Annotated in this window: 21 protein-coding genes; 11 read left to right on the forward strand and 10 right to left on the reverse strand. The window is 45.4% G+C overall.

The window, feature by feature from the left end; translation table 11 throughout:
• The first annotated feature begins 7 nt into the window (after nucleotides 1–7).
• The 4 genes from B5J93_RS04020 to B5J93_RS04035 all read left to right on the forward strand — a co-directional run bounded on the left by B5J93_RS04020 (nucleotide 8) and on the right by B5J93_RS04035 (nucleotide 6,155).
• The gene (locus B5J93_RS04020) at nucleotides 8–2,347 is read left to right on the forward strand and encodes an NADP-dependent malic enzyme (protein ID WP_079324812.1); all 2,340 of its coding nucleotides are present in this window, start codon (nucleotides 8–10) and stop codon (nucleotides 2,345–2,347) included.
• Between the two features lie 94 nt (nucleotides 2,348–2,441).
• Complete coding sequence (locus tag B5J93_RS04025; protein ID WP_079324814.1) at nucleotides 2,442–3,584, forward strand: tRNA nucleotidyltransferase/poly(A) polymerase-related protein; 1,143 nt, start codon at nucleotides 2,442–2,444, stop codon at nucleotides 3,582–3,584.
• Nucleotides 3,581–4,351, forward strand: coding sequence for a pteridine reductase (locus tag B5J93_RS04030; RefSeq protein WP_079324816.1), 771 nt, complete (start codon nucleotides 3,581–3,583; stop codon nucleotides 4,349–4,351). The genes B5J93_RS04025 and B5J93_RS04030 overlap by 4 nt, the downstream gene beginning before the upstream one ends.
• A gap of 418 nt (nucleotides 4,352–4,769) precedes the next feature.
• Nucleotides 4,770–6,155 carry an APC family permease gene (locus B5J93_RS04035; protein ID WP_079324818.1) on the forward strand — a complete coding sequence of 462 codons (1,386 nt, stop codon included), beginning with the start codon at nucleotides 4,770–4,772 and terminating at the stop codon, nucleotides 6,153–6,155.
• 102 nt (nucleotides 6,156–6,257) lie between these two features.
• Here the strand turns inward: B5J93_RS04035 and B5J93_RS04040 are convergent, their stop codons facing one another.
• Nucleotides 6,258–6,965 (reverse strand): ParA family protein, encoded by a 708-nt coding sequence (locus B5J93_RS04040; protein ID WP_079324820.1) that lies wholly within the window; start codon nucleotides 6,963–6,965, stop codon nucleotides 6,258–6,260.
• Nucleotides 6,966–7,065: 100 nt separating this feature from the next.
• On the reverse strand, nucleotides 7,066–7,824 hold the full coding sequence (locus B5J93_RS04045) for a TetR/AcrR family transcriptional regulator (RefSeq protein ID WP_079324822.1): 759 nt from the start codon (nucleotides 7,822–7,824) through the stop codon (nucleotides 7,066–7,068).
• Nucleotides 7,825–8,083: 259 nt separating this feature from the next.
• Between B5J93_RS04045 and B5J93_RS04050 the strand changes: the two genes are divergently transcribed.
• Complete coding sequence (locus tag B5J93_RS04050) at nucleotides 8,084–9,265, forward strand: acyl-CoA desaturase (RefSeq protein WP_079324824.1); 1,182 nt, start codon at nucleotides 8,084–8,086, stop codon at nucleotides 9,263–9,265.
• Between the two features lie 501 nt (nucleotides 9,266–9,766).
• Here B5J93_RS04050 and B5J93_RS04055 read toward each other — a convergent pair.
• Together B5J93_RS04055 and B5J93_RS04060 are read right to left on the reverse strand one after the other, a co-directional pair.
• Complete coding sequence (locus B5J93_RS04055; RefSeq protein ID WP_228144864.1) at nucleotides 9,767–12,736, reverse strand: DNA translocase FtsK; 2,970 nt, start codon at nucleotides 12,734–12,736, stop codon at nucleotides 9,767–9,769.
• Between the two features lie 160 nt (nucleotides 12,737–12,896).
• Nucleotides 12,897–13,901 carry a porin gene (locus B5J93_RS04060; RefSeq protein WP_079324826.1) on the reverse strand — a complete coding sequence of 335 codons (1,005 nt, stop codon included), beginning with the start codon at nucleotides 13,899–13,901 and terminating at the stop codon, nucleotides 12,897–12,899.
• Between the two features lie 599 nt (nucleotides 13,902–14,500).
• Here B5J93_RS04060 and B5J93_RS04065 point away from each other — a divergent pair.
• Together B5J93_RS04065 and trxB are read left to right on the forward strand one after the other, a co-directional pair.
• On the forward strand, nucleotides 14,501–15,169 hold the full coding sequence (locus B5J93_RS04065) for a MiaE family protein (protein WP_079324828.1): 669 nt from the start codon (nucleotides 14,501–14,503) through the stop codon (nucleotides 15,167–15,169).
• 197 nt (nucleotides 15,170–15,366) lie between these two features.
• Complete coding sequence (gene trxB, locus B5J93_RS04070) at nucleotides 15,367–16,308, forward strand: thioredoxin-disulfide reductase (protein WP_079324830.1); 942 nt, start codon at nucleotides 15,367–15,369, stop codon at nucleotides 16,306–16,308.
• Between the two features lie 201 nt (nucleotides 16,309–16,509).
• On the opposite strand, the gene B5J93_RS04075 is transcribed toward trxB, so the two are convergent.
• From B5J93_RS04075 to B5J93_RS04090, 4 genes are all read right to left on the reverse strand, one after another.
• The gene (locus B5J93_RS04075; RefSeq protein WP_079324832.1) at nucleotides 16,510–16,848 is read right to left on the reverse strand and encodes a hypothetical protein; all 339 of its coding nucleotides are present in this window, start codon (nucleotides 16,846–16,848) and stop codon (nucleotides 16,510–16,512) included.
• Nucleotides 16,849–16,854: 6 nt separating this feature from the next.
• A complete protein-coding gene (locus tag B5J93_RS04080) occupies nucleotides 16,855–17,367 on the reverse strand; it encodes a TPM domain-containing protein (protein ID WP_079324834.1) in 513 nt (170 codons plus the stop codon).
• A gap of 24 nt (nucleotides 17,368–17,391) precedes the next feature.
• Nucleotides 17,392–18,471 (reverse strand): TPM domain-containing protein, encoded by a 1,080-nt coding sequence (locus B5J93_RS04085; RefSeq protein ID WP_079324836.1) that lies wholly within the window; start codon nucleotides 18,469–18,471, stop codon nucleotides 17,392–17,394.
• Between the two features lie 239 nt (nucleotides 18,472–18,710).
• On the reverse strand, nucleotides 18,711–19,397 hold the full coding sequence (locus tag B5J93_RS04090; RefSeq protein WP_079324838.1) for a LemA family protein: 687 nt from the start codon (nucleotides 19,395–19,397) through the stop codon (nucleotides 18,711–18,713).
• 399 nt (nucleotides 19,398–19,796) lie between these two features.
• Here B5J93_RS04090 and B5J93_RS04095 point away from each other — a divergent pair, with 399 nt between their 5' ends.
• The 4 genes from B5J93_RS04095 to truD all read left to right on the forward strand — a co-directional run bounded on the left by B5J93_RS04095 (nucleotide 19,797) and on the right by truD (nucleotide 24,334).
• The gene (locus tag B5J93_RS04095; RefSeq protein WP_079324840.1) at nucleotides 19,797–21,305 is read left to right on the forward strand and encodes an alanine/glycine:cation symporter family protein; all 1,509 of its coding nucleotides are present in this window, start codon (nucleotides 19,797–19,799) and stop codon (nucleotides 21,303–21,305) included.
• Nucleotides 21,306–21,551: 246 nt separating this feature from the next.
• A complete protein-coding gene (locus tag B5J93_RS04100) occupies nucleotides 21,552–22,220 on the forward strand; it encodes a GAD-like domain-containing protein (protein ID WP_158080681.1) in 669 nt (222 codons plus the stop codon).
• Between the two features lie 183 nt (nucleotides 22,221–22,403).
• A complete protein-coding gene (locus B5J93_RS04105; protein ID WP_079324844.1) occupies nucleotides 22,404–23,180 on the forward strand; it encodes a carbonic anhydrase in 777 nt (258 codons plus the stop codon).
• A gap of 26 nt (nucleotides 23,181–23,206) precedes the next feature.
• Nucleotides 23,207–24,334 carry a tRNA pseudouridine(13) synthase TruD gene (gene truD / locus B5J93_RS04110; protein WP_079324846.1) on the forward strand — a complete coding sequence of 376 codons (1,128 nt, stop codon included), beginning with the start codon at nucleotides 23,207–23,209 and terminating at the stop codon, nucleotides 24,332–24,334.
• On the opposite strand, the gene alr is transcribed toward truD, so the two are convergent.
• On the reverse strand, nucleotides 24,327–25,586 hold the full coding sequence (gene alr / locus B5J93_RS04115; RefSeq protein ID WP_079324848.1) for an alanine racemase: 1,260 nt from the start codon (nucleotides 25,584–25,586) through the stop codon (nucleotides 24,327–24,329). The two genes, truD and alr, sit on opposite strands and share 8 nt — an antisense overlap.
• Nucleotides 25,587–25,692: 106 nt before the next feature.
• Nucleotides 25,693–26,589: a PHP domain-containing protein gene (locus B5J93_RS04120; RefSeq protein ID WP_079324850.1), complete on the reverse strand. Its 897-nt coding sequence runs from the start codon at nucleotides 26,587–26,589 to the stop codon at nucleotides 25,693–25,695.
• Nucleotides 26,590–26,740: the final 151 nt, after the last annotated feature.

Genomic DNA, 26,740 nt, shown 5'->3' on the forward strand with positions numbered 1-26,740 from the left:
AACCACTATGGCACATCAAGATGTCCCTGCACAGGACAAAACCCAAGATACCGCCTTTTTATCCGAAGCGGACGCCCAGCGTTTACAATTTGAACAAAACGCCCTGCATTACCACGAACACCCCCGCCCTGGTAAAATCTCTGTCACCCCCACCAAACAAATTGCCAACCAACGAGACTTGGCTCTTGCTTACTCCCCTGGCGTGGCGGTGCCTTGCCTTGAAATCGAAAAAGACCCCAAACTTGCCGCCAAATACACCGCCCGCTCCAATCTAGTTGGCGTGATTACCAACGGTACGGCGGTGCTTGGGCTTGGTAATATCGGTGCGTTAGCGTCCAAGCCTGTAATGGAAGGTAAAGGCGTGCTATTTAAGAAGTTCGCTGGCATTGATGTTTTTGACATTGAGATTAATGAGACCGACCCCGACAAATTCATTGAGACAGTGGCAAGCCTAGAGCCAACCTTTGGCGGGATCAACCTAGAAGACATCAAAGCACCTGAGTGCTTCAAAATCGAGCGTGAACTGCGTGAACGCATGAACATTCCTGTGTTCCATGACGACCAACACGGCACCGCCATTATCTCAGCCGCCGCTCTGCTAAACGCCTTACAATTAAACGGCAAAAACATCGGCGAGATTACGCTTGTCTGCTCAGGGGCAGGGGCGGCAGCGATTAGTTGCCTTGATTTGATTGTGGCACTTGGAGCCAACAAAAACAACATCTATGTGCTTGATTCAAAAGGTGTTATTACGACAAGCCGTGAAAACCTAGACGAATCCAAAGCCCGCTTTGCTCGTGATACCGACAAGACCACCTTAGCAGAAGTCATGGTTGGGGCGGACGTATTTTTGGGTCTGTCAGGGCCAGGTGTGGTCAGCCAAGATATGGTACGCTCAATGGCAAAAGACCCCATCATCTTTGCCCTAGCCAACCCAACCCCTGAGATTATGCCCGAGCTTGCCCATGCGGTGCGTTCGGACGTGATTATGGCGACAGGTCGCTCAGACTACCCCAACCAAGTCAATAACGCTCTATGTTTCCCTTATATTTTCCGTGGGGCATTGGACGTTGGGGCGACAGTCGTTAATGAAGAGATGAAGCTTGCGTGCGTACACGCCATCGCAGCGATGGCTCACACCGAATCCACCCCGTCTATGGACAGCCAAAAAGACGAAACTGGCAAAAGCTTTGGGCGTGAGTACCTTATCCCCGGTCCTTTGGAGCCAAATCTTATCCTAGAGATTGCCCCTGCTGTTGCCAAGGCTGCGATGGACACAGGCGTGGCAACCTTGCCGATTGCAGACTTTGATGCCTATCGCCAAAAACTGTCCGAGTTCGTCTATAACACCGCCCTTGCCATGAAGCCCATCTTCAACAAGGCAAAAGCCAACCCCAAACGCATTGTCTATGCCGAAGGTGAAGACATCAACGTGTTGCGTGCGGTGCAAGTGGTGGTGGACGAGAAAATCGCCCAGCCTATCCTTATCGGTCGCCCCGAGATTATCAACCAAGAAATCGACAATCTCGGTCTGCGTTTGGTCGATGGTCAGAACATCACCATCATCAACCCCAACAACAACCCCCACTACGACAGATATGTCGAATATCACTACACAGCCAATCAACGCAATGGTGTCAGCCTAGAGCTGGCTCGTCGTGATGTTCGCCGTAAAACCACGCTTATCGGCTCACTCATGGTCGAGCTTGGCGATGCGGACGGCTTGATTTGTGGTACGTTTGGTTTTTATCACTTGCATTTAAAATACCTAAATCAAGTCATTGGCAAAAAAGACGGCGTATCCAACTTCTACGCCATGAGTGCCGTACTCATGCAAAACCGCAACCTGTTCATCGCTGATACCTACATCAACGAAGACCCAACCGCCGAAGAGCTTGCCGAGATGACCATTTTGGCAGCGGCAGCAGTACGTCGTTTTGGCATCACACCAAAAGTCGCCCTACTGTCGCATTCTAACTTTGGGGCATCTGACCGTGCTTCTGCTCTCAAAATGCGTCAAGTACATGACATCTTGACCGAGATGAACGTAGACTTTGAGTTTGATGGCGAAATGCATGGCGACATCGCCCTGGATGAGCGTATGCGTCAGCACAGCTATCCATTTAGCACCCTAAAAGGCTCGGCAAACCTACTCATTATGCCAACGCTTGACAGTGCCAACATCGCCTTTAACTTGCTAAAAACCGCCACAGGCTCGGCTGCTCTAGGGCCTATCCTGCTCGGTGCGGACAAGCCAGTGCATATCTTGACACCTTCTGCGACCGCTCGCCGTATCGTCAACATGACCGCCCTCTCGGTATCGGACGCTCAGGATATGGTAAAATAAGCCTACCAAACCCCAAAAAAGCACTCATCAGGGTGCTTTTTTTATGCTTAAATTTACGCTACAATGAGCCAAATTTATCAAAAAAAGATTTACCATGCAAGTATATTTGGTCGGTGGGGCGGTGCGTGATATGCTCCTATCTCGCCCTATCAAAGACAAAGATTTTATGGTGGTGGGGGCAAGTCCTGCCGACCTGCGCACCCAAGGCTTTACCCAAGTGGGGGCGGATTTTCCTGTGTTTTTACACCCGCACACCCATAATGAGTACGCCCTTGCCCGCACCGAACGCAAAAACGGCAAGGGCTATCAAGGCTTTGCCGTACAGACGGACGGGGTGAGCTTGCAAGATGACTTGGCTCGCCGAGACTTGACGATAAACGCCCTTGCCATAGAAGTTGTCGGACTGTTTGACGACACGCCACGCACAGGGCAAGTGGTGGACTTTTATGGCGGACAAAATGACCTACGCCACAAGCTCTTACGCCATGTATCCCCTGCATTTAGCGAAGACCCGCTTCGTGTGTTGCGAGTCGCTCGCTTTTATGCCCGCTTTTATGAGCTGGGTTTTACGGTCGCCCCTGACACCGCTCGCCTTATGCAGACCATTGCCAGTCGGGGGGAGCTTTTGCACCTTAGCCGTGAGCGGATTTGGACAGAATGCGTGAAGGCTTTTGATGAGACGTGTGCGTTTGCATTTTTTGAGTTGTTATTTAACTTAGATATTTTAAAACAAATTCTACCCGAGCTAAACACCATTTGGCAAGATAACACCATTTGCCAAACCACTTTTGACAAATTAAAAACCGCCCACGATAAGCCATTGCATATCAAATTTGCCATATTAACCTATGGATTTTTGGACAATAAAGCGGATTTATCAAAACTGTGCGAGCGATTATTAACGCCCAAAGCCATCACACAATTTGCCCAATTATTTATCACGCATTTTGATGACTTAACCCATTATCAAGACAGTTCTGCCGATAAATTATTAATGTTAATAGAAAATACCAAAGCCCAAAAAGACAAAACGGTATTATTTGATTTGATTGATGCGGTAGAAATAGTAAATAATAAAACAATCAATCGTGAGTTTTTTCATCACGCCATGAGCCTTTATCAATCGGTAACGATTAACGATATTGATAAATCATTAAAAGGCAAACAAATTGGCGATGAGCTGACACGGTTACGTTCATTAAAATTAAGCGAATTTTTAAAAAAGGCAATTTTATGAAAAAAGTCGCCCTAATCACAGGCGGAGCAAAACGCATTGGCAAGGCAATCGTCCAAGCCTTTCACAGTAACGGCTTTAACATTATTATCCATTATCATCATAGCCAAACAGATGCTCAAAATTTGGCAGATGAATTAAATGCCATTTGTGATAATAGTGCCAAAATCATCAAGGCAGATTTGAGTATTGTTAATGATAAAAATACATTGGCAGATTTTAAAAATCACGCCATAGCTTTATTTGGGCGGATTGATGTGTTGGTGCATAATGCGTCAAGTTTTTATCCAAGTGATGTCAATGATGATTTTGATAAATGGCAAACGGACTGGGACGATTTATTTTTGACCAATGCCAAAGCTCCATTATTTTTAAGTCACGCTTTTAAAGATGAGCTTATCACAAATCATGGGGCGATTATCAGCCTGCTTGACATTCATGCACGAGATAAGCCCTTTATCGGTTATCTCATTTATAACATGGCAAAATCGGCACATTTGGGCATGGTGCAGTCCTTGGCGTTGGAGCTTGCCCCGAGCGTACGGGTCAATGGCGTCTCCCCCGGTGTGAATATTTTTCCAGAAGATAACAAAAATAATGAATTGAACGACAGCACCAAAGACGAACTTGTGAGTTCCGTCCCCTTACAAACAATCGGTACGCCTAATGACATTGCCCAAGCGGTGCTATTTTTGGCGAATGCTCCTTATATCACAGGGCAGATTTTGGCGGTGGACGGTGGACGAAGTTTGACGTTAAGGGGTGGGTAATTTGCAGGAAAGACTTTCCTTGCACCCTTCGACAAGCTCAGGGCGAGCGGAAAACTGGTTTTACAGGAAATTAAAAAACAAAATTGGCAAAACCCTAATTTTTATAGGGATTTTTACTTAATAGAATTTAACCATTGTTACAAAAATCTTGTTAAATATGGCTAGATTTTTAAAAAATTGATTGGCATGGGTCAATTTTTGGGGTAAAATTAGCCGTTTTTTTACGTCTGTAAAAATTTGTAAAGAGATTGCCATTTCGGTCAATCATTTTTTAACTCGGAGTTGATAGCTTAATCAAATCTCAAACACGCCCGCTAACAGATTTTATCTGCCAAAAGTACGTTTGATAACAGTATTAGCACCCCCAACGCCTTTTCTGAAGTTTTGCGTTTACGCACGCTTTTTGGAGGACTCTACGTTGAGTACACCTGTTACTACCCAAGCTGCAAAATTGCGGCGAAATCTTGGTCTATGGCACGTCATCATCATTGGTTTGGCTTATATTCAGCCGATGACTTTGCTTGATACTTTTGGTATGGTCTCCCGTGATAGTGGTGGACACGTGCCGATGTCTTATCTTTTTGCACTGTTTGCCATTTTGCTCACATCAATCAGCTATGGGCATATGATTCGTGCCTATCCGTCATCAGGTTCAGCTTACACTTATACACAAAGAGCAATTAACCCGTCTATGGGCTTTATGGTCGGCTGGTCAAGCTGGCTGGATTATCTGCTCTCGCCCATGGTAAACATTATCCTTGCCGTGCTGTATCTTGAAGCCCTATTCCCTGCGGTGAACCACTGGGTGTGGGTGATTGGTCTGACGGGACTGATGACTCTGGTCAATATCTTTGGCTCAAAAACCGTTGCCTACTTTAACAGTTGGATTGTGGCAGTACAGCTACTTGTGATTGCCGTCTTTACCTACCTGATTTATAGCAAATTACAAATGGCACAGTACGCCGCCAACACCAACCCAGAAGACATCTATGAGCTGTGGAGCTTAAAGCCGTTTTGGAGTGAGATGACTTCGGTAGGAGCTTTGATTACGGGTGCGACCATTTTGTGTTTCTCGTTCACAGGCTTTGACTCAATCTCCAGCCTTGCCGAAGAGACCAAAGACGTCAAAAACACCTTGCCAAAAGCGATGATTTTAACCACCCTAATCGCAGGTGCGGTGTTTATTGTCAGTGCTTATTTTATGCAGACTTATTTGCCAAGTAACCCTGAGTTGTATTTTGAAGCGGTGGACGAGACCCAAGCCGAAATCCTACTATTGGTGGGTGGTTCAGCGTTCCAAGCGATTGTGTTGGGCTTTGCCATTGTAACGGTGATGGCGTCTGGCATCTCGGCTCACGCTGGCGTGTCTCGCCTCATGTATGTGATGGGTCGTGATGGCGTGATTAGCAACAAAATCTTTGGTCAGCTAAGCCCCAAATTCTTAACCCCTGTCAATAACATTTTGATTGCTGGCGGTGTGGCTTTGACCGCAGGTTTTATTAGCTTGGAGACGGTGGTAAACCTAATCAGCTTTGGTGCATTGACGGCGTTTAGCTTTGTAAACCTATCGGTCATTTTCCGCTATGCGGTGCGTGATAAGATGGTTAAAACGCCTAAACAAATCATCAGCTATGTTGTTGTACCTGTGATTGGCTTTATCAGTATCTTCTTGATGTGGCTAGAAGTGGACAGCACAACCTTTGGTGTGGGTCTGTTCTGGGCGTTCTTGGGCTTTATCTGGCTTGGTATCAAGACAGGTGGTTTCAAAAAACCTGTACCACAATATAAAGAAGAAGATGTATAATCATCTGCTTTATAAAAATCCCGTCTTATGGCGGGATTTTTGTTGTCATAATTTTATCAGTATTATCTAGCAGTCATGATTTGAGCAGGTTTGGGGCAAATCTTAAAACCAACTGCCGTCCGTACTCATGCCCGAACATTTGCCGTTGCCTGACAGCTTATTTTTGATGAGTGCTAATATCGGTTGCCATTGCCCTTTGGCATCTTGATAGAGTTTTTGTGTCTTGTCAAAGATGGTTAGGGCGTCATCGGCAAGCTGAGCGTAGGCACTTTTTTCACTGATATAAGCCAAAGGGCGTTGCCCTATCTCATCAAATATCGCCAACAGTTTGTCGCTTGGCACACCCCCATCCATGAGCTGTGGACGTATGCGGTTGGCGACGAGATGAACGTCCACTTTACCTTTTCTGATTCGCTTGATGTCGGCGATGTTCTTTAAAAATCGCTTGGTGCTGTCTATGTCAAAAAAGGACGGCAACACCGGCACAAACATCAAATCACACTCGCCAATAAGCCGTTCGGCACGCTCACCTGCCACCGCTCCTGGGGCATCGATGATGAGAACATCGGGCTTGGCTTTGTCCATATTTTTGGGCAAATCACCAATGTCGTCGCTGTCTCGCCAGTCAATGCCCATGATGGGCGTGACGTCATCGGGGCGGTATTTTAAAAAACGCAAGGCGGATTTTTGGAGGTCGGCGTCTGCGATGGCAACTTTATAGCCTTCATGAGCCAAGGCGACAGCTAGGGTCAGACTGATTGATGTCTTGCCACAGCCTCCTTTTTGGTTGGCGGTGAGAATGGTGAGCATGCATTAATCCTTAATTGTCGTGTGGTTATTGGTGATGAATGATTGTACCGAAAATCAGGGGTAAATGCAATGTAGTAATAAGGCAATAAATCCAATAACATCACACCAAAGGCGGTGTTAATGGCTTAATCAGTTTGGGCGTGATAGCAGGGGCTTGCTCATCGCTGGTGGGGGCAATGTCCGTCTTGTCGTTTGTCTGTGACGATATTGGCTTGACCGCAGTGTCTTGGTTGGGGTCTTTAACAGCATGTTGGGCAATGTCCTGGATGTAGAGTTTTGGTAAGTCCAGCATTTGCACGACAAAGGCATACTTTAAGGTGTCTCTGTCACCCAGATAACGCTGATAAAAGCTGGAATTTAACAGCCCTGCCCCGCCTTGTCCCAACGCCCAAATACTTGCCAAAAAATCTCGGGTTGCCATGGTGCTGTTCTGCTCAGACAGATACCGCTCGGCAATCTCATAAATACGCTTCATGCGTTCACGGCGAATCTTATACAGCTCACCGAACAGGCGGTTTAGCCCTGACGCGGTCGATGACAGCTTGTCTTCTAGGTGGTGAAACATCATCGCTCGCTGTGGACGCAAAAGCAGTTGTAACACCATACGAGCCACACCCGCCCCTGCCCCATCATCAATGGCGTTCATCTCATACAAGCGTTTTTCGTACTCTATGAGCAGTCGCAACAGTAGCTCATCCTTACTCACAAAATGCTTGTACAACGTCCCCTTTGCCAAATCCAAATGGCGTGCCAAACTGTCCAAGGTCAAATCATAATCGCCTGATTCTAATAACAACTGTTCAGCAGTCGCCAAAATCTGCCGTTCTCGGTGCTCAAACTGTTCTTTACGACTGCTCATGTCTTTATTCCCTGAGTGGGCAAAAATGTAAAATCTTCTCAATTATAACAAAATTTTAAACATTGTGAAATATTTTAAAACCATCCATCCTGCCACACACCATTCATTCCCAAAATTTTGATAAAAAATTATTAAAAAACAATCACTTCTTATTGCTTAACAAATGTTCATTTTTAATAAATTTTTGTGCATAGGCGTTCACATCCTTGATAAATTCATGTATAATAGTACACCAAAACAGGCAACACAGGAAAACACCATGACTGCCAAACACAACCCCCAAGATTTTGAAAATCCCCCCATCAACTGGGTGCCTGCTGTTTTTCTCATCAGCACGCCTTTGCTCGCCTTGATTTTGGTGCCGTGGTATCTATGGACGCATGACACCAGTCCTGCTCTGTGGATTGCCTTTTCGCTATTTATGGCGTGGACGGGACTGTCCATCACCGCAGGCTATCATCGCTTATTTGCCCATAAATCCTATGAAACTCACCCCGTTGTCAAATATTTTTTGCTCATCGGGGCGACCTTGGCGGTACAAAGCTCTGCCTTTGACTGGTGTTCAGGGCACCGTGTCCATCACCGCCATGTCGATGATGAATATGATGACCCCTACTCGGCACGTCGTGGTTTTTGGTTTAGCCATATGCAGTGGATGTTAAAAAAATACCCCAGCGGTCAATACGACTACAAAAACATCCCTGACCTGAAAAAAGACAAGGTACTGGTACACCAACATGAGCATTATGGACTGTGGGTGCTACTGACCAATGTCATCATCCTAAGTGCTGTCGGGCTTATCATTGGCGACATGCTCGGGGCATTTATCATTGTGGGGCTACTGCGTATGGTACTAACCCATCATTTTACCTTTTTTATCAACTCGCTGTGCCACATGTTCGGCACACGCCCTTATACTGATGAAAACACCGCCCGTGATAACCCGATTTTGGCGATTTTTACTTGGGGCGAAGGCTATCATAACTACCATCATTATTTCCAATACGACTATCGCAATGGGGTCAAATGGTGGCAATACGACCCAACCAAATGGCTCATCGCAGGCTTATCCAAAATCGGTCTTGCCAAAGAGCTAAAAACGGTCGATGACCTAACCATCAAGCACGCCGAAGTTACCATGCAGTTTAAACGTGCCGAAGCTCGCATTGCAGGTGGGGATTTGTCCTTAGATGATAAGCTCATGCTGTTCAAAGATAAAATCAGTGCCGAATACGACGCCTTTACCAATACCGTGGAAGAATGGCACGCCCTAAAAGCCAAATCCATGGAGCTAAAACGCACCGAATTTGCCAACCGCTTGCATGAAGCTGATGAATACCTAAAAGAACAGTTCGCCCAAGTGGAACAAAAAATCCGTGACCACAGTGAACGTGTAGAACAAGCCTTTATGCAATTAAAAGGTAAAACTGTTAAGGGTTGATAATCCATCAAGAGAGTAAATTTAGATTTACTCTCTTTTTAAGTGTTTAATTTTTTGTTTTGCCATCATAAGACCTAAATAGGGCGTGCTGAACCTTTATAACACAATTTAAAACATAGAAATGTTTTAGAAATAAAATAATGTTTTTGCATGAAAAATGGCTAAATCTCGTTTTTCATAATAAAAGCTCGTTTGATAGAATGACTATCAAACAAGCTGTTTCCTTGAAAAACGTACGATTTTTCTCATTTTTCATTGCAAATACAAAAGGCAGGCACGCCCTAATTATTTGCAACTATTTAAAAATAAAGATATAATACCAAAATCCCCATTGTGTCGATATTGTGATAGCTCTTATTGGGTTGTCTCTCATCATTTCCGGAATGAGGTTGGTGTCAGCTACCCAATGCTACGTAATTGGCGGGAACTGCCGTAAGTGCCTTAAAAAAGAGCCTAGGCATAGGCTCTTTTTTTATTACAACAAGGCAGATTGTCATCTTATCACATCAAAATCTGCCGTTTACCAGCATTATCCATCGGACTGACCAATCCTGCCTCTTCCATCATATCCACGATACGGGCGGCACGGTTATAACCAATGCCCAGTTTACGCTGAATGCTGGATATGGAGACTTTACGGCTTTCCATGACAAAGGTCACCGCCTGATGATAATATTCATCATCACCACCCTTACCCAGTCCATCGCCCGACCCTTCGCCTTCAAAAGTGTAACTATTTGACAGGTCAATATAATCAGGTCTGCCACGCTCACGCCACGCATCGCAGACACGGTTAACCTCATCATCATCCACATACGCCCCATGCACACGGCGTGGAGTGTTCTCGCCCGGCCCGATGAACATCATGTCACCGTTACCAAGCATACTCTCTGCCCCACCCTCTTCGATGATGGTACGACTGTCCACCTTTGAGTTCACTCGTAGGGCGACACGAGACGGGATATTTGCCTTAATCAGACCTGTGACGACATTCACCGTTGGACGCTGAGTGGCAAGCACCAGATGAATGCCAGCGGCACGAGCCTTTTGGGCAAGGCGAACAATCGGCTCTTCGGCAGTTTTACCTAACTGCATAATCATATCCGCAAATTCATCCGCCACGATAACGATGAGTGGCAAAGGCTTGAGTTTGGGGGCGGTCTTGATGCCGACATTTTCGTCCGCTCGCCACAGTGGGTCAAATATCGGCTCGCCTGACGTCTCAGCTTGTAGCACTTTTTTGTTAAATTCTGAGATTTTACGCACACGCAGTAAGCTCATGAGCTGATAACGTCGCTCCATCTCGTTCACGCACCACGTCAGAGCAGCGGTCGCCTCAGTCATGTCCGTAATCACAGGCGTGAGCAGGTGTGGTATGTCGCCATAGTTGGCAAGTTCTAGCTGTTTAGGGTCAATCAGCACCAGTTTGAGCTCATCAGGGGTGTATTTAAAGAGCATGGAGAGCAAGATAGAGTTCACAAAAACCGACTTACCTGAGCCTGTCGTACCTGCCACCAGCATATGTGGGGCTTTGGCAAGGTCAGCGATGACCACCTTGCCGCCGATGTCTTTACCGATGGCGACACCGATTTGCTTATCAGGGTTTTTGTAATCAGGGGTATCCAGCAGTTCAATGAGTCGCACCATCTCTCGCTTTTTGTTGGGTACTTCAATACCGATATAAGGCTTGCCTGGTATGACTTCGACCACACGCAGGCTCGCCATAGAAAGCGACCGTGCCAAATCCTGTGCCGCTCCCGTTACTCGGCTTGCTTTAATCCCTGCCGCTAGCTCCACCTCAAAGCGAGTCACCACAGGCCCGACCATGGCACTGACTACGGTTGCTTTGATATTAAACTCTCTTAATTTAATTTCCAAAAGCTCAGATAACTGTTGCAGTTCTTGTTCGGTGTAGCTCGGCTGTTTGTTGGGGTCAGGTCTATCTAGGATAGAGAGCTCAGGAATGGGCGATAGGCTCATGCGATGGGTGAGTGTATCCATCGCTCGTGACCGCTGTGGATTTGGTACATCCGCCTCTACATCTTTAAAATGTGCCTGCTTGGGCGTATCTTCTACAGGCAACGGTTTTTTAGGGATAAAATTATCAGGATGTAAAGGTGGCTGGGCCAGCTCTTCGTCCAATATCCCTGCCATCCCATCTGTTATTACATTGTTTTCAACATCAGTTTTACCTGATGAGTTTATTTGCACGTCCCCATTTAATCTCTCTTGCGTATCAACCCGCAAATCCTGTTCTTGCACTTCTTGATTTAGCAAATCCTCTGATAATCTCATCCACTCATCGTCAAAAACATTATCACGACTGATGTTAGTGGTTTGATTAGTTCGGTTGTTTTGGTAGACAAAATCCACCTCGTCATCAACATCTATCTCAATCCCCATCCCTCCATCAACAGTTTGATTATCATTGACATTTACTTGCTCATTAATATCATTCGCACTGACAATTTTTACCTTAGTTTTGGATGTTAACTCAACGATATCATCAGAATCATGATTTAGAATCTCAATCAGCTCATCATCATTCATGGACGCTAACGGCTTACTCTCACTCTCATGATTAACGCCATCCGTCTGCCGAGTGTGTAACTGATTGGCATCTAGTGTCAGACTATCTACTTTTAACACCACTTCATCAGCATGGATCTCCACACGGCTTGCTTGTGGCTCTTCGTCTTGTTTGCCCTGATGAACATTTGCCAGTATTTCATCACGAAGTCCTGATGTTTGCAGGAACTTTGACAAACCCTCATCATCCTGTTGCTGTTGGGTGTAAACCACTGGTTTTTCAGTCAATTCATTTTCAATCAACTCAAAAGGATTGTTATCCTCTTCCGATGGTGCACTTGACCGATCTTGACTAGCCACCTTGTCATTATCAAGCCATCCCATTAACCAATGGAAAATTGCCAAAGGACGCACCTCAAACACCAATATCATAATGATGGTCGTGAGGGTTAATAAAAATAAAGCCGTTACCACACTACCAAACTGATGCATCAACCCCTGATAAAGCTCAAACCCCAAAACACCACCAGTTACCAGTCCTGTATTATACTCACCTGCCACCCTCCATCCTGCTAGCAGACCACTAAGGCACACCAACAAAAAACCATACGCCAACACCCGAAGTTGCCACATCACCTGCGACTGTCGCCACCATAAAAGTGCCACTTCGTACATCATGACCAGCACCAGCCACCATGCCCCATACCCAAAAAACACGTGCAAAATATCGGCAAGCCACGCCCCAAGGCGACCGCCAACATTGGTGATCTCCTGCCTGCCACCAACATGCGACCACGCAGGGTCTAAGGTGTTGTAAGATAATAATGATAAAAATAAAAACCCAAGCACCACCGTACCAAACACACTAAAAAACAGGCGTTTGATGGCAGGCATACGGCTAAGAATCTCGGCAATGTTTTGATTTTGTAATAGTTTTTTCATGATTGGGGGGCAGGTTAAGAGTTTTAGCTGTCTATTATATCGGATAATGGCAGGGTTTTTCAAAATTTTTTATGTCCATCAAATAATTATGGTTGCTAATAAAACATCCAAACAGCAAAAACCCACCATAAGGCGGGTTTTTGTAAGGGTGTGATACAAATTAGAATTTGTATTCTAGACCTGCACCAATGCCATAGGCGTTAGCTTTATTACCGTCAGCATCTGCTCTTAGGTTTACATTTTCAGAACGTTGGTAAGCACCATACAGATGACCAGTAGTTGCTTGGTTAAAGGCATACTTGCTACCAACAACAGTACGGAAAACCTCAGCATCTTTAAAACCTTCTGCATTATCAACAAAATCTAGCTGACCGTAAGCAGTCCATGGAGTTTGAACCAACTTATGTTCAGCAGACACAGTAAATGCATTTTCTTTCTCAGAACCAGTTTCTAAAACATCTTGATGTAGAGTGCTATATTGAGTATTCTGGTATAAGGCAGCTACAGTAGTAGCAGGACTTAGGTCATAAGCACCACTTACACGAATAGCTTTTGTCTTACCTGATTGGATATAGGTAGCACCCGCACGATATGGAGTATTCTCAGGTTCAAATTGAGCACCAACACCCCAAGCATCACGAGTCAAAGAATCTGTTGCATCATTATTCTCATCAAGAACATACATACCTAGGAAGTTAACGCCATTGTAGTTGGGTGATACATAAGCAAAAGCATTGTTAGCACGTGGGGCATCAAATGATGCCAATACGTTGTCGCCACCAATCACGCCACCTTGGGCAACAGTAGCATAGTCAACCATGCCATCAATCGCTGTTAGGCGACCAGCAAGTAGGGTGCCATATTGCTTGTTAGACAGACCTAGATAGCTATCACGAGCTTCGAAGGTACGAGTATCATCATCAACTTCAACACGGTATTCTAGTTGATAAACAAGGTCAGTATTGGCAGTTAGGGCTTCTGAACCTTTAAAACCGATACGAGAGGCGTTAGAGTTTAGTTGAGTGCGAGAGTCTTTGCTTGCACTGTTGCTGTTGCCATCTTGTACATCAAGAGTTAGGAATGCTTTACCGTAAACTTGTGGGGCAGCATTGGCGGCTGTGATAGACAAAGCAGCAACAGCTGACGCTAAAAGTAGTTTTTTCATGGGTTTCTCCACTGACATTTTTAGTGATGGGGCTGCTGTACGCTTGCACCCAGTATGATAAGCTATCAATTGCTCAATGGCTTATCACGGCTTTTTTTAAGTTATTTCCAATATGGGTATTTCATCATAGTTTCGTGACGTATTCATGACAATCTTTGCAATCTTTAATAAAACACGATTAAATCATACATCAAATGCAACAAATAAATCAAAACAGCATTAATCCCATACCGTGTGTATAGAATACCAATTTTGTCATATTTTGCAACACCTTTTATCACAAAAATTCACACTTTTTTAAATAAATTTAAAAAAATATATATTTATCAATAATTTATAATGTTACTGATTTCCAAAAAATTTGTAAACATTGAGAATATTTTTTAATTGGAAGTATTTATTTGGCAAAATACGAGATTATCCGTGTTAATTTTGGATAAATGTATTAATGTTTTACAAGTGTTATATTGCACCATTGTGTAAAAAATCATCAATTTGTGACTATACGTGACAATCAAAAAGGCTCTTATTTATGATTAAATCATCAAAATCGTGCTAAAATATGCCATCATTTTAGCATAACCGATATTGGAATCATCATGACCGACATACTGCCCGAAGATGACCTGCACGCCATCGCAAGCCGTGCCAAAGCCAAAACCGACATTAGCCACATCCATGCCTTTTTGGGGGCGAGTACCAGCGAAAAGTGGCTAGAAGTTGCTAAGAACAACCTGCCCCTGCTCATGCAAGACCACGCCAACTGCGAGAAAAAAGCGGCGGGAACAGCGATGAATTTGATTTTTCGTTATGAGTTTCACAGAGATTTGCAAGAAAAACTTGCTCAGCTGGTGCGTGAAGAGATGCTCCACTACGAGCAAGTGCTAGAACTCATGAAAGAGCGTGGTATCGCATGGTCGCACCTGCCTGCGGGGCGATACGCCAAGGGGCTGTTAAAGCACAAACGCACGTGGGAGCCTGCGGGCATGATAGACATGCTTATCATCGGGGCGTTCATCGAAGCTCGTTCGTGTGAGCGGTTCTCAGCACTGGCGGATGTCATCGATGATGAAAAGCTGTCAAAATATTATAAATACCTACTCAAATCCGAAAGCCGTCATTATGAAGACTATCTGGCTCTTGCTCAGTCGGTATCTGATGAGTCGATAGATGAGCGAGTGGCATTTTTTCGGGCGGTGGAAGCCGAGCTGATAGATAGCCCTGACAGTGAGTTACGTTTTCATAGTGGCGTGCCTGATTTTGTCTAAACGCCATTCAAACAAGCCATCATCGCATTTATCAATCATCGGATTTTAAATTTTAGCGTGTGTGGTGCTTGTAATTTGGGCAGGCAGACACATATTATGGCTTTACTCTTTGGCTTTTGTTTTTCTTTATAACCTTAATTGATTGATGGCTTAAAAGTTAAACGCATTCATCTTACCTTCTTACCTTTGGAAATATCATGACCACTCATCACAAACTCATCATTCTAGGTTCAGGGCCAGCAGGCTACTCAGCGGGGGTGTATGCCGCCCGAGCCAATCTAAACCCCGTCATCATCACAGGGTTACAACTGGGTGGGCAGCTCACCACCACCACCGAGATTGACAACTGGACAGGCGGAAAAGAAGGCTTAACGGGCAATGAACTCATGGATAACATGAAAGAACACGCCGAGCGTTTTGGGACACAGCTTATCTATGACCACATCCATACCGCCGACCTACAAAACCGCCCCTTCACCCTAACAGGCGACAACGGTACTTATACTTGCGATGCTCTTATCATCGCCACAGGGGCAACCGCCCAATATCTGGGGCTTGACAGTGAGACGGCATTTATGGGGCGTGGCGTGTCAGCGTGTGCCACCTGCGACGGCTTTTTTTATAAAAACCAAAAAGTAGTCGTCATCGGTGGGGGTAACACCGCCGTCGAAGAAGCCTTGTATCTATCCAACATCGCAAGCCACGTGACCCTAATCCACCGCCGTGATAGTTTGCGTGCCGAGAAAATCATGCAAGACCAACTCTTTGAAAAAGTCAAAAACGGCAACATCACGATAGAGTGGAACAGTAGTGTCAAAGAAGTCGTGGGCGATGACATGGGCGTAACAGGCGTGGTTATCCAAAACACAGACGGAACCACTAAGCAAATAGATGCCATGGGTATGTTTGTTGCCATCGGGCATAAGCCCAACACCGCCATTTTTGACGGTCAGCTTGCCATGAAAGACGGCTATATCGTGGTAAAAAGCGGACTGGATGGCAACGCCACTGCCACCAGTATTGACGGCGTGTTTGCTTGTGGGGACGTGGCAGACCACATCTACCGCCAAGCGATTACATCAGCAGGGACGGGCTGTATGGCGGCGTTGGATGCAGAGAAATATTTGGATAGTTTGTGATTTAAGTGCTAAATGAAAATAAAGGGCGAGTTTTCGTCCTTTTTATTTTTTTGGGTCTTGGTTCAGAAAGTATGCTACAGGGAAAACCGTTCGTGGTGAGCTTGTCGAACCATGACGGTTTTCCTACCCTTCGACAGGCTTAGGGCGAACGGAAAACCTAGTTCAGCATACTTTTTAGACTACAACCTTTTTTATTTTTGGTTAATTCACCACCACCGCACTCGCCCCGATTTTATCGGCAATGGGTTTTAGTTTGCCCACTTTATCCGTAGTAAAAATCGGCAAACCACCCATGACATAATCCGCTTTTGGCTTATCCATAATCACAATCGCCTTTTGGATACCGTCAAGGCTTACGATGATACGAGATTGCGAACCGTGTTTTATCATCAGGTCATGATTGGGCAGTAGCCTACCAAGTTCACGTTTAAAATCATCAATACTGGCAGGCTTTTTGGCAAAATAGGGCTTGATTAGGGCGATGACAAACAGCCCGATAAAGAGTGCAATAAGTCCAATAAAAAGCTGTGTTGCGTTCATTTTTGCCTACCTTAAATACACCACATTATCAGGCAATTCATTACCACTTGTATCATCACAAGGGAAGTATTGATTTAAAAGTCGCCCAATCTCATCAATAAGCCACCCCAAGCCGTCCGCCATGTCGCCTTTTTTGAAATAATCTAGCGTGTTTTGGCAAAGATTTTGCCAATCATCGCAGGCATACGTATCAATGCCACGGTCAGCAATGATTTCAAGGTCATGCTCGCACAGATTGACATAAATCAGCACGCCTGTATTGTGAGCGGTGTCCCACACGCCATATTCGCCAAAAAGCTGTAAGGCACGCCCACGGCAGTCGTTATCATAGGCGAGACCGACTGGCAGATGATTTTCAATGATAAGGCGTATCTCGCCCCGATGACCTTTTTCGGCTCGGGCGATACGCTCGGCAAGGGCAATTTTGAGTTCGGCAGTTAGCCAGCGATTGTGCAAAAATGGCACAAAAACAATCTGGCGAAACAGGCGTGCTAGGCTTTTTTGGGGAATGTGTCTCATACTTTATCCTTGTTTTTCAATCAATTACCAAGAGCCACCTGCTCCGCCACCGCCAAATCCGCCACCGCCCCCGCCAAATCCGCCAGAGCCACCAAATCCGCCCCCACCGACATACGTACCACCGCCACGGCGTCCGCCATTTGAAAACACGCCAAGAATGAGCAATATCCAAAGCAAAATGCCTGCCCCAATGGCGGTCAGTAGCCCCACACCAAACAAAGTCGCCAGTAGCACAAAACCGCCTGTGGACACGCTCGCCCCCAAAAACCGCCCCAAAGCACCGCTTAACACCGTACCAAAAAACATGGCAAAAATAAAAAACGGCACCACGCTAATCTCTTCATCGGCACTTACCTGCTGTGCGTCCGCTCGGGCAAGGGTCTCGGGGTCGGCTCGCAGTCGCTCATCAATGCGTGCTATCCCTGCCGATATGCCTTGGGCGTATGCCCCTGTCTTAAAACTGGGCGTGATGTCTTCACGGATAATGCGGTTCAAACTGGCATCGGGCAACACACCTTCCACGCCATAGCCTGTAACGATGTGCAACTTGCGGTCGTTAATCGCCACCGCCATTAAAATGCCTTCATCGGTATCTTTTTGCCCAAGTTGCCAACGGTTTGCTACATTAATAGCATAATCAAAAATGTCCATGCCGTCTGTGGTCGGCACGATGACCACCGCCATTTGAGCCAAGCCGTCATCATAAATCCGTCTAAGCTGAGTCTCCAAATGAGCCTTTTCGCTGGCGGTCAAAATGTGGGCTTCATCAACAACTGGGTTATTTAAAATCAGCTTGTCATGAGAGACGGCAGGGGCGGTGGATTGGCGTGGTGTGGCTTGGTTTTGGCTGTCTGTTTGAGTCTCATTTTGTTGGGCTTGGGCTTGGGCTTGATTTTTGGCTTTATTTAATTCATTTAAAACAATCAAATTCTCCACCGCTTGTCCTTCGCTTTGGGCGGTAGCGGTTGCTATGGCGGTGTTTTCAGAGCTAGGGGCGGTAGCGGTTGCCGTGTTGTTGGCAAAAGCAGGTACACCGACCCCAAGCACCACACTCATGCCAAGCGTGGCAAATAATGAACGATAACGGGTTGTGATTGGGGTCATGGGTTGCCTTTTTATGATAATCTTAATCTTAATGAATGTTTAGCTCTGGTTTGCAAAGTATGCTAAACAGAAAACCGTTCGTGGTGAGCTTGTCGAACCATGAAAAGGTTTTCTTTCACCCTTCGACTTGGCTCAGGGCGAACGGAAAACCTAATTCAGCATACTTTTTGAGCTACCACCGAATATTTTTATAAAGGGAATAAGGGCGAATGTGATTCACCCCTACAAAACACCTAAGGTTATTGAGCTGTGGCGGTTGCCGAACCTGAATTTGCCCCTGCCGTTGCCGAGCCTGAATTGGCGTTGCCTGTATTGGCATTATTGCTATTATTACCAAAATTGACCGTTGGGGCGGTGCTAATCACCTTTTCATTTTCTACGCTAAAATTGGCTTTGGTCTGCATACCGAACACTTTGGCGGTTAGGTTGGTTGGGAACTGGCGAACCGTTGTGTTATAGCCTTGTACGCTTTGGATGTAGTTGTTGCGAGCCACCGTAATGCGGTTTTCGGTGCCTTCTAGCTGGGCTTGCAAATCTTGGAACATACCGTCCGCTTTGAGCTGTGGGTAATTTTCGGTTACCATCATAAGCCGTGATAAGGCAGATGTCATGCCCGCCTGAGCTTCTTGATATTGCTTCATGGCGTTAGGGTCGTTTAGGGTCTCAGGGGTCAGCTGAACGCTACCGACACGAGAGCGGGCTTGGGCGACTTCGGTCAAGACTTCTTTTTCGTGTTCGGCATAACGCTCCACCACCGCCACAAGGTTTGGCACAAGGTCGGCACGGCGTTGGTATTGGTTCACCACTTCCGACCATTTGGCGTTGGTGTCTTCGTCTAAGGCTTGTAAGTTGTTATAGCCACAACCTGATAGGTTCAAAGTACTGGCAAGCAGGGCTGATGTGATGAGTTTTTTGGCGTGATTCATGTTTAACCTTCTTTAAAAACCAAAATAGGAAAATAAAATTTGTGCGTATCATGACAACTTTTTTGGCAAAATACAAGTCTATTTGCTTAACTCTTACACAAGCATAACACAACCTGCGTGAATCCTTACAAGAGCATTTTTATTTAAAAAATTGATGAAAACAAGGGTATTTATTTATTATTTTAAATGAAAATGCTGATGGATAAATAAAATTGTAAAATTTGATGAATTTTTTAACAAAAAGTTGCATTTAGCACTAGCAATTATGACAATTTTATGGCAAATTGCAACAGGGATTTTTAGGTTTTGTCCGCCATCTGGACAAAGGGATAAGAATTACCATTTTAGTAACATATTTTAACTGCCCGCTGACTGGGCAAGGCGATAGGGAGATTTCTCATGAGCGTGAGTGAGACTATTGATTGGTTAAATGGGGTTATTTGGAGTCCTGCACTGATTTATCTGTGTCTGGGGGCAGGTCTGTTCTATTCCGTCATGACCCGTTTTGTACAAGTTCGTATGCTGGGCGAGATGATAAAGCTCATGTTTAGCGGTGTCAAAAGTGCGGACGGTATCTCATCTTTTCAGGCGTTTGTGGTGGCACTTGCCAACCGTGTGGGCGTGGGTAACATCGCAGGGGTGGCAGCCGCCATTGGTTTTGGTGGACCTTCGGCGGTGTTTTGGATGTGGGTGGTAGCATTTTTAGGAGCATCCACCGCTTATGTAGAATCCACACTTGCCCAGATTTACAAAGAAAAAGACCCGATTACAGGGCAATACCGTGGTGGCCCTGCTTATTATTTTGAAAAAGGCTTGGGGCAAAAATGGTATGCCGTGCTGTTTGCCATCTCAGCGGTCATCTCATGCGGTGTGTTCCTACCTGGGGTACAAGCCAATGGCGTGGTCAGTGCAGTAACTCGCATCACAGGCGAGGGCGACACCATGAACTTTTTGGGCATGAGCGTGGGCGATTATCGTGTGGCGGTCATGGCGGTCATCGTGGTGGGCATTGCCCTGATTATCTTTGGCGGGATTAAGCGGATTGCTCGTGTGGCGGAGCTTGTCGTGCCATTTATGGCGTTGGGTTATATCGCCCTTGCCTTGTTTGTCATGGTGATGAACATTGATAAAGTTCCTGCTGTGTTTGGGCTTATTATGAGTGATATCTTAAATCCAATGGCAACTCTTGGAGCGGCAATTGGCTGGGGTGTTAAGCGTGGCGTGTATTCTAACGAAGCCGGTCAAGGTACAGGTCCACATCATGCTGGGGCCGCCGAAGTGTCTCACCCTGCCCAGCAAGGTCTAGTACAAGCATTCTCGGTATATGTAGATACCTTGCTGGTTTGCTCGGCAACGGCATTTATGATTTTGACCATGGGAACCTACAACGTTCAAAATGAAAAAACCAAAGAATTTATCTTGCTAAATGTGGACAAATCGGTAGAAATCGGCACGCCTGCCTTTACTCAAATGGCATTAGAGACGACTTTTGGGGTGTTTGGCAACTACTTTATCGCCATTGCCATTTTCTTTTTTGCCTTTACCACAATTTTGGCATACTATTATATCGCCGAAGTAAATATCGCCTATCTTACCCGCCGTATGAAACTTAGCACTCAAAAAATTGGTGCTTGGATTCCAAAAATTACGGTGGTTTTTGTGGTTGGATATGGCAGTCTAAATAGTGCAGGCTATATCTGGAACATGGGCGATGTGGGTGTGGGCATGACCGCATGGCTAAACATCGTGGGCATTCTGGTTATGTTTTTTATGCTAAAACCTACCATGAATGCGTTAAAGGACTATGAAAATCAACGTAAAGCGGGCGTAAAAGAATACACCTTTGACCCTGTCAAACTCGGTATCAAAAACGCCACGTTTTGGGAAAATAGATTAAAGGAAAAATAATACCTACGCAAAACCGCTCAGTTTGGGCGGTTTTGTCATTTTATAGCAAATCTTACAGACATGCCCTTAATTATGATAAAATTTGGACTGCATTCTATCTCATTGATAAATATGTTTAAACTACTTTATGCCATTTTCCGCTTATTATCATTATCGGTTATTGCTTTATTTTTACTGATTTTTAAATCAATACTGGATATTTTGTTAATTATCAAATCTTTTATTTTAAAACACAAGGATATAAAAATGTTGCCACTTAACATCAATCATGCCATGCAAGAAACACCACCTGCTCCACAGGCGGTTATGATGCAAATGAACAATCATGGCGAGCAAAAACCGCCTTTTGAAAGTTATTATCCCGCAACCGATGTACAGGCAGTACCCCCGCACATCATCGCAAGCTATCGCCATAAAGTGCCGCCTAGACTGATTGACATTTGGCAAACGACAGGTTTTGGCAAATACGGTGATGGGCTGATTGAATTTATCAATCCCCAAGACTACGAAGAAAACTTATGGCAATGGCTAGGTGACAAACAAGAAAACTACACTCCATTTGCAATCAATGCCTTTGGCGACATGTTTTATTATCGCCGCTTAAGCGATGTTGGTGATGAAGACGTGTGCTTGCTAAATATCCAATATCGCAAATATGAAGTGTTAGATTGGGATTTTGATGATTTTCTTAACGAAACCCTAACCGATGATGACTTTCGCCAAGAGTGGCTAAGACTGGATTTGTTTTTGTCCGCCCAAAAACGTCATGGCAATTTGCAAAATGGCGAAGTTTATATGTTTACGCCCATTATCGCTCTGGGCAATCCTGCCGATAATGTAGAACTTCTTAATAAAGGATTGGCAGTAGTTTATCAAATGCTGGTGCTTGAAATAGGCAGGGACATGTATCAATAGTGATCTCATCGCTTTTTATAAATTATTGATATATAGTAACATTTTTACCCTTATTTATTGCTGTTAAGTTACGAAATGTCTTTTTTATGGGATAAACGGGTAACATATAGGCAAAATTTGGACTATAATGTTTTTTCTCATGTACATTTGTGCCTTTTAGCCCATTGTTAATAAGGATCTGCTATGTTAAAGCCTACTCTTGCCATCAGCGTACTTGCCCTAGCCTTATCTGCTTGTACCACTACCCAAATCGTCAAGCCTGAACACGCTCATGCTTATAGCCATGACCATCATCACAACCATGACCACGGCTGGGACTATGCCCATCCAGAAAAATGGGGCGACCTAGAAGTGAACAAACTGTGTGGCACGGGCGTAGAGCAGTCACCCATTAACATTGACACCGTAGTCAAGCCACGTCCTGACTCACAAGGCAACTTCACCCTAACCCCGAGCTACACCGCCAGCGATTTTGAAGTTGAAAACAACGGTCACACCATCGTCTTTAATGTCAAAGATGACAAAAACACCCTAAATGTCAATGGCGTGGACTATAAACTGCTACAATTTCACTACCATGTACCTAGTGAACACACCGTGATGAATGCGTTTTATCCATTAGAGATTCACTTTGTTCACCAAAATGCCAATGGCGGTTTGGCGGTGGTTGGCGGTTTGGTAGAAAAAGGAGCGACCAATGCTGACCTTGGCAAAATCCTAACCGACCTACCCAAAGACGGCAAATATAAAGGCACACTATCCGCCTTTGATGTCTCCACCATCATGCCCAAAGACAGCAAAACTTATGCCTATAACGGCTCACTTACCACCCCGCCTTGCTCAGAGCAAGTACAATGGCTACTACAAGCCAAGCCAATCAGTGCCGACAGCAAACAGCTAAATACCCTCGCCAAACATGCTACAATACTAACGCCCGAGTCTTTGCTTGGGCGTTTTTAATTTTATCATTGTTAAAGAACATTATCATGACTCATCACGCCCTACACCGCCCTTTTGCCCCTGCCATCATCTCGGCTGATTTTAAGACTTATCCTACTGATTTTATCGTCAAAGAGCTGATGCCTGTTGATTTTAGTGGGCAAGGCGAGCATTTGTGGGTACATGTCTGCAAAGTCGGCATGAACACCGCCTTTGTCGCCAAACTCTTGGCGGACTGGGCAGGCATTCTTATGCGTGATGTCGGCTACTCGGGACTAAAAGACCGCCATGCCCAGACGTATCAATGGTTTAGCCTAAGACTACCCAAGCGTGGTATGCCTGCATTAGAGTTTGATGAGCTTGTCAAAAACCATCTAAAAGAGGGTGAAAGCCTAACGCTCATCGCTCATCACTGGCATGACAAAAAACTCCACCGTGGCACACACAAAGCCAATGCCTTTACCATCACCCTAAGACAAGTGGCAGGCGAGACATCCGCCATCAACGCACAACTTGCTCGCATCAAACAAGCAGGCGCACCAAACTATTTTGGTGAGCAACGCTTTGGGCGTGATGGCGATAACATCAATCAAGCCAAAGCCTTTTTTGAAAAAATACTCTCATCTACCAAGCCTTACAAGCCCTTTAAAAAAGACATGGATAAGCACAGCCTATATGTGTCATCCGCCAGAAGCATGCTGTTTAATGCCTTACTTGGTGAGCGAGTACGGCTTGGGTGTTGGGATAAGGCAGTGACAGGCGATGTGTTCAACCTAGACGGGACGGGTTCTATTTTTTGTGCCGACATTGACAATGAGATAATTCGACGAGTATCAGAGCAGGACATTCACCCCACCGCTCCACTGTTTGGGGTTGGCGAGCCAAAAAACACCGATGAGAGCCTACGCATTTATCAGGCGGTATTGGCACAAGATGAATTTGAGCTTATCAAAAATGGACTGTTAAAAGTTGGGGTCAAACTCGCCCAACGTCCCCTACGCCTAAGAGTTCATGGGCTAAATTGGCAATGGCATGATGACAGTCTAACGCTAGACTTTGAGTTGCCCACTGGTAGTTTTGCCACCAGCGTGCTGTTCGCCTTGTGTGAGAATTTGGTCGAAAATCCAAAAACCCCATTAATGGCTAATGGGGTTTTGACTGATAGCATTAGATGAGATATTTACTCAGCTTTTTTAGGCGTGGGTTGGAATTCCCCCAAATGGTGTATAAGTCCGCAAGTAGAGCGTCATTAATCTCTTCAATCTCCGCCTGTGTAATGGCATTATCGCCCTGCTTGCCATAGATAACCACTTCATCGCCTGCTTTGACCTTATGGGCGATATCCGTGATGTCCACCATCGTGGTGTTCATGGATACTTTGCCAAGCACAGGTACACGCTCGCCTGCAATCAGCACCATGCCTTTATTGGTAAAAGCACGGCGGTAGCCATCAGAGTAGCCAAAGGGAAGGTTGGCAAGATAGGCATCACGGGTCAAGGTGTGCGTACCATCATAACCAACCGTTGTGCCTTTTTTGTAAAATTGCACGCTTGCCGCTTTGGTTTTAAAGCTCATGATGGGCTTATAATCACTGCTGACCGTATCGCCATAAATAAGCCCACCAGGTCGCACCATGTCCAGATGACTCTCAGGCACAGTAACGGTCGCAAATGAGTTGGCGGTGTGTAGTGTTAGCTGACTGCGGTCAAGATTGGCACTACTAATAAGCCAGTCTGCTTGCTCCTTAAAGACTGCCAAACGCTCACGCACAAACGCCTCATCTTCAAAGGCGTAATGCGTCATAACACCCTTGATGTCAAGGTTGGGTAATTTTAATAAATCTAGAACTTCTACCTTGCCATCATCAGTGCTGATATCCAGTCCATTTCTATCCATACCCCCTGCATTTAGAGCCAGATGATAGGCGATACGTTTGCCTTGCTCATGGGCGATTTGGTCAATGGCTTGGGCTTGGGCAAATCCGCCAATGAGTTCTTGGATATCGTATTTTGTTCCGCTTGCCACTTCATCAAGACTGGCATTTCTCACACGACTAATCGCGCCTTCATAGCCATGAGCCCGAGCCACTCTCGCCTCTTCATTGCTGGCAATACCGATACAAGGCACGCCCAACTTGATGATACTTGGCATGAGCAAATCTACGCCATTACCATAAGCGTCCGCCTTTAAAATGGTACAAATCTTGGTGTCTTTACTCAATCGACTTTGCAATAAAGCAATGTTTTGCTCAAAAGTCACCACGTCAATTTCAAGCCATGCATTGGCGTGCTTATGACTGGCATACGCATAATCACCATGTGTTTGCAGTAGTGGTGCAGAGTGTGCTTGCAGTAGTGGTGCAGAGTGTGCTTGCCCCATCAATGCCATCATCAGTGCCACTGGCAAGGCTTTGGCTAATTTACTCATACTATCCCCTTATATGTCTATATCTGCCCAAAAGCAGGTAAGCATTGTATAACAATTGGCTGTCTTTGGTCAATTTTGCATTAAAATAATTTTGCAATCAAATGGCTTAATCAAACCGCTCCCACACTCCCACCTGCTCCGCCTTAGGTGTGGCGACTTGTCCAAGTTTTCGCCATGGCATGTTTACCCCGTGAAAATCCGACCCCACTGACACCATGAGCCCATGCTCTGCCACACATCCGTCTATCATCGCTCGGGTAGACATGGGCTCGCTAGGACTGGGCAACTCAACCGCCTGACCGCCCAGCATGGCAAAGTCAGCGATGAGCTTACGCACACGAGTGGCGGACAAATCATAGCGCGTGGGGTGAGCCAGTACCGAAATCCCACCACATTCATGGATAAGCTCTATGGTCTGACCCATGGTTAAGCTATCAATGGCAACATAAGCTGGCTTATTATCCGCCAGATATTTATCAAAAGCATCCTGCACCGTCCGCACCACACCCAGCTCAAATAATACTTGTCCAATATGAGCCCGTCCCACAGCTTTGGCATTGCCTTTTGCCTTATCCAATACCGCTTGCCATAATACCTGCTCATCAATATGTGCAAAATCCGCCATGTCTGCCAATATCTTCGCCATCTTTACCACAATGGCACGACCACGAGTTTCCCGAGAGTTTTGTAAATGATTAAGTTTTTGATTTAATCGCTCTTTATCCTTAAAATTAAGGGCAACCACATGAATGGTCTTGGTTGTGGATTTATTTTTGCCATAGCCGCCATTCATCTGATGATGACAACTAATCTCTACCCCATCAATCAAGCGTATATCCAGCTCACTCGCCATTTGCCGTGCTTCATCAATGCCAGCGGTGGTGTCATGGTCGGTCAAGGCAAAAACTTCAATGCCCATCTCATGAGCCAACTTGACCACATAAGCAGGGGAGAATGTCCCATCGGAGCAGGCACTGTGACTGTGTAAGTCCACTTTTATCATAGATTATTTATCTCATTTACTAGGGCGTGCCTACCATTGATAGCACTCTTATAAAATAAGATGAAAGTTTAACAATTTCAATCAATTTTTGCATGAAAAATGGCCATCCGATCACTTAATTTAAAAAGTTAAGAACACGTTGAACATTCAC

It is taken from the genome of Moraxella equi (assembly GCF_002027555.1).
GTDB classification, from domain to species: Bacteria; Pseudomonadota; Gammaproteobacteria; order Pseudomonadales; family Moraxellaceae; genus Moraxella; species Moraxella equi.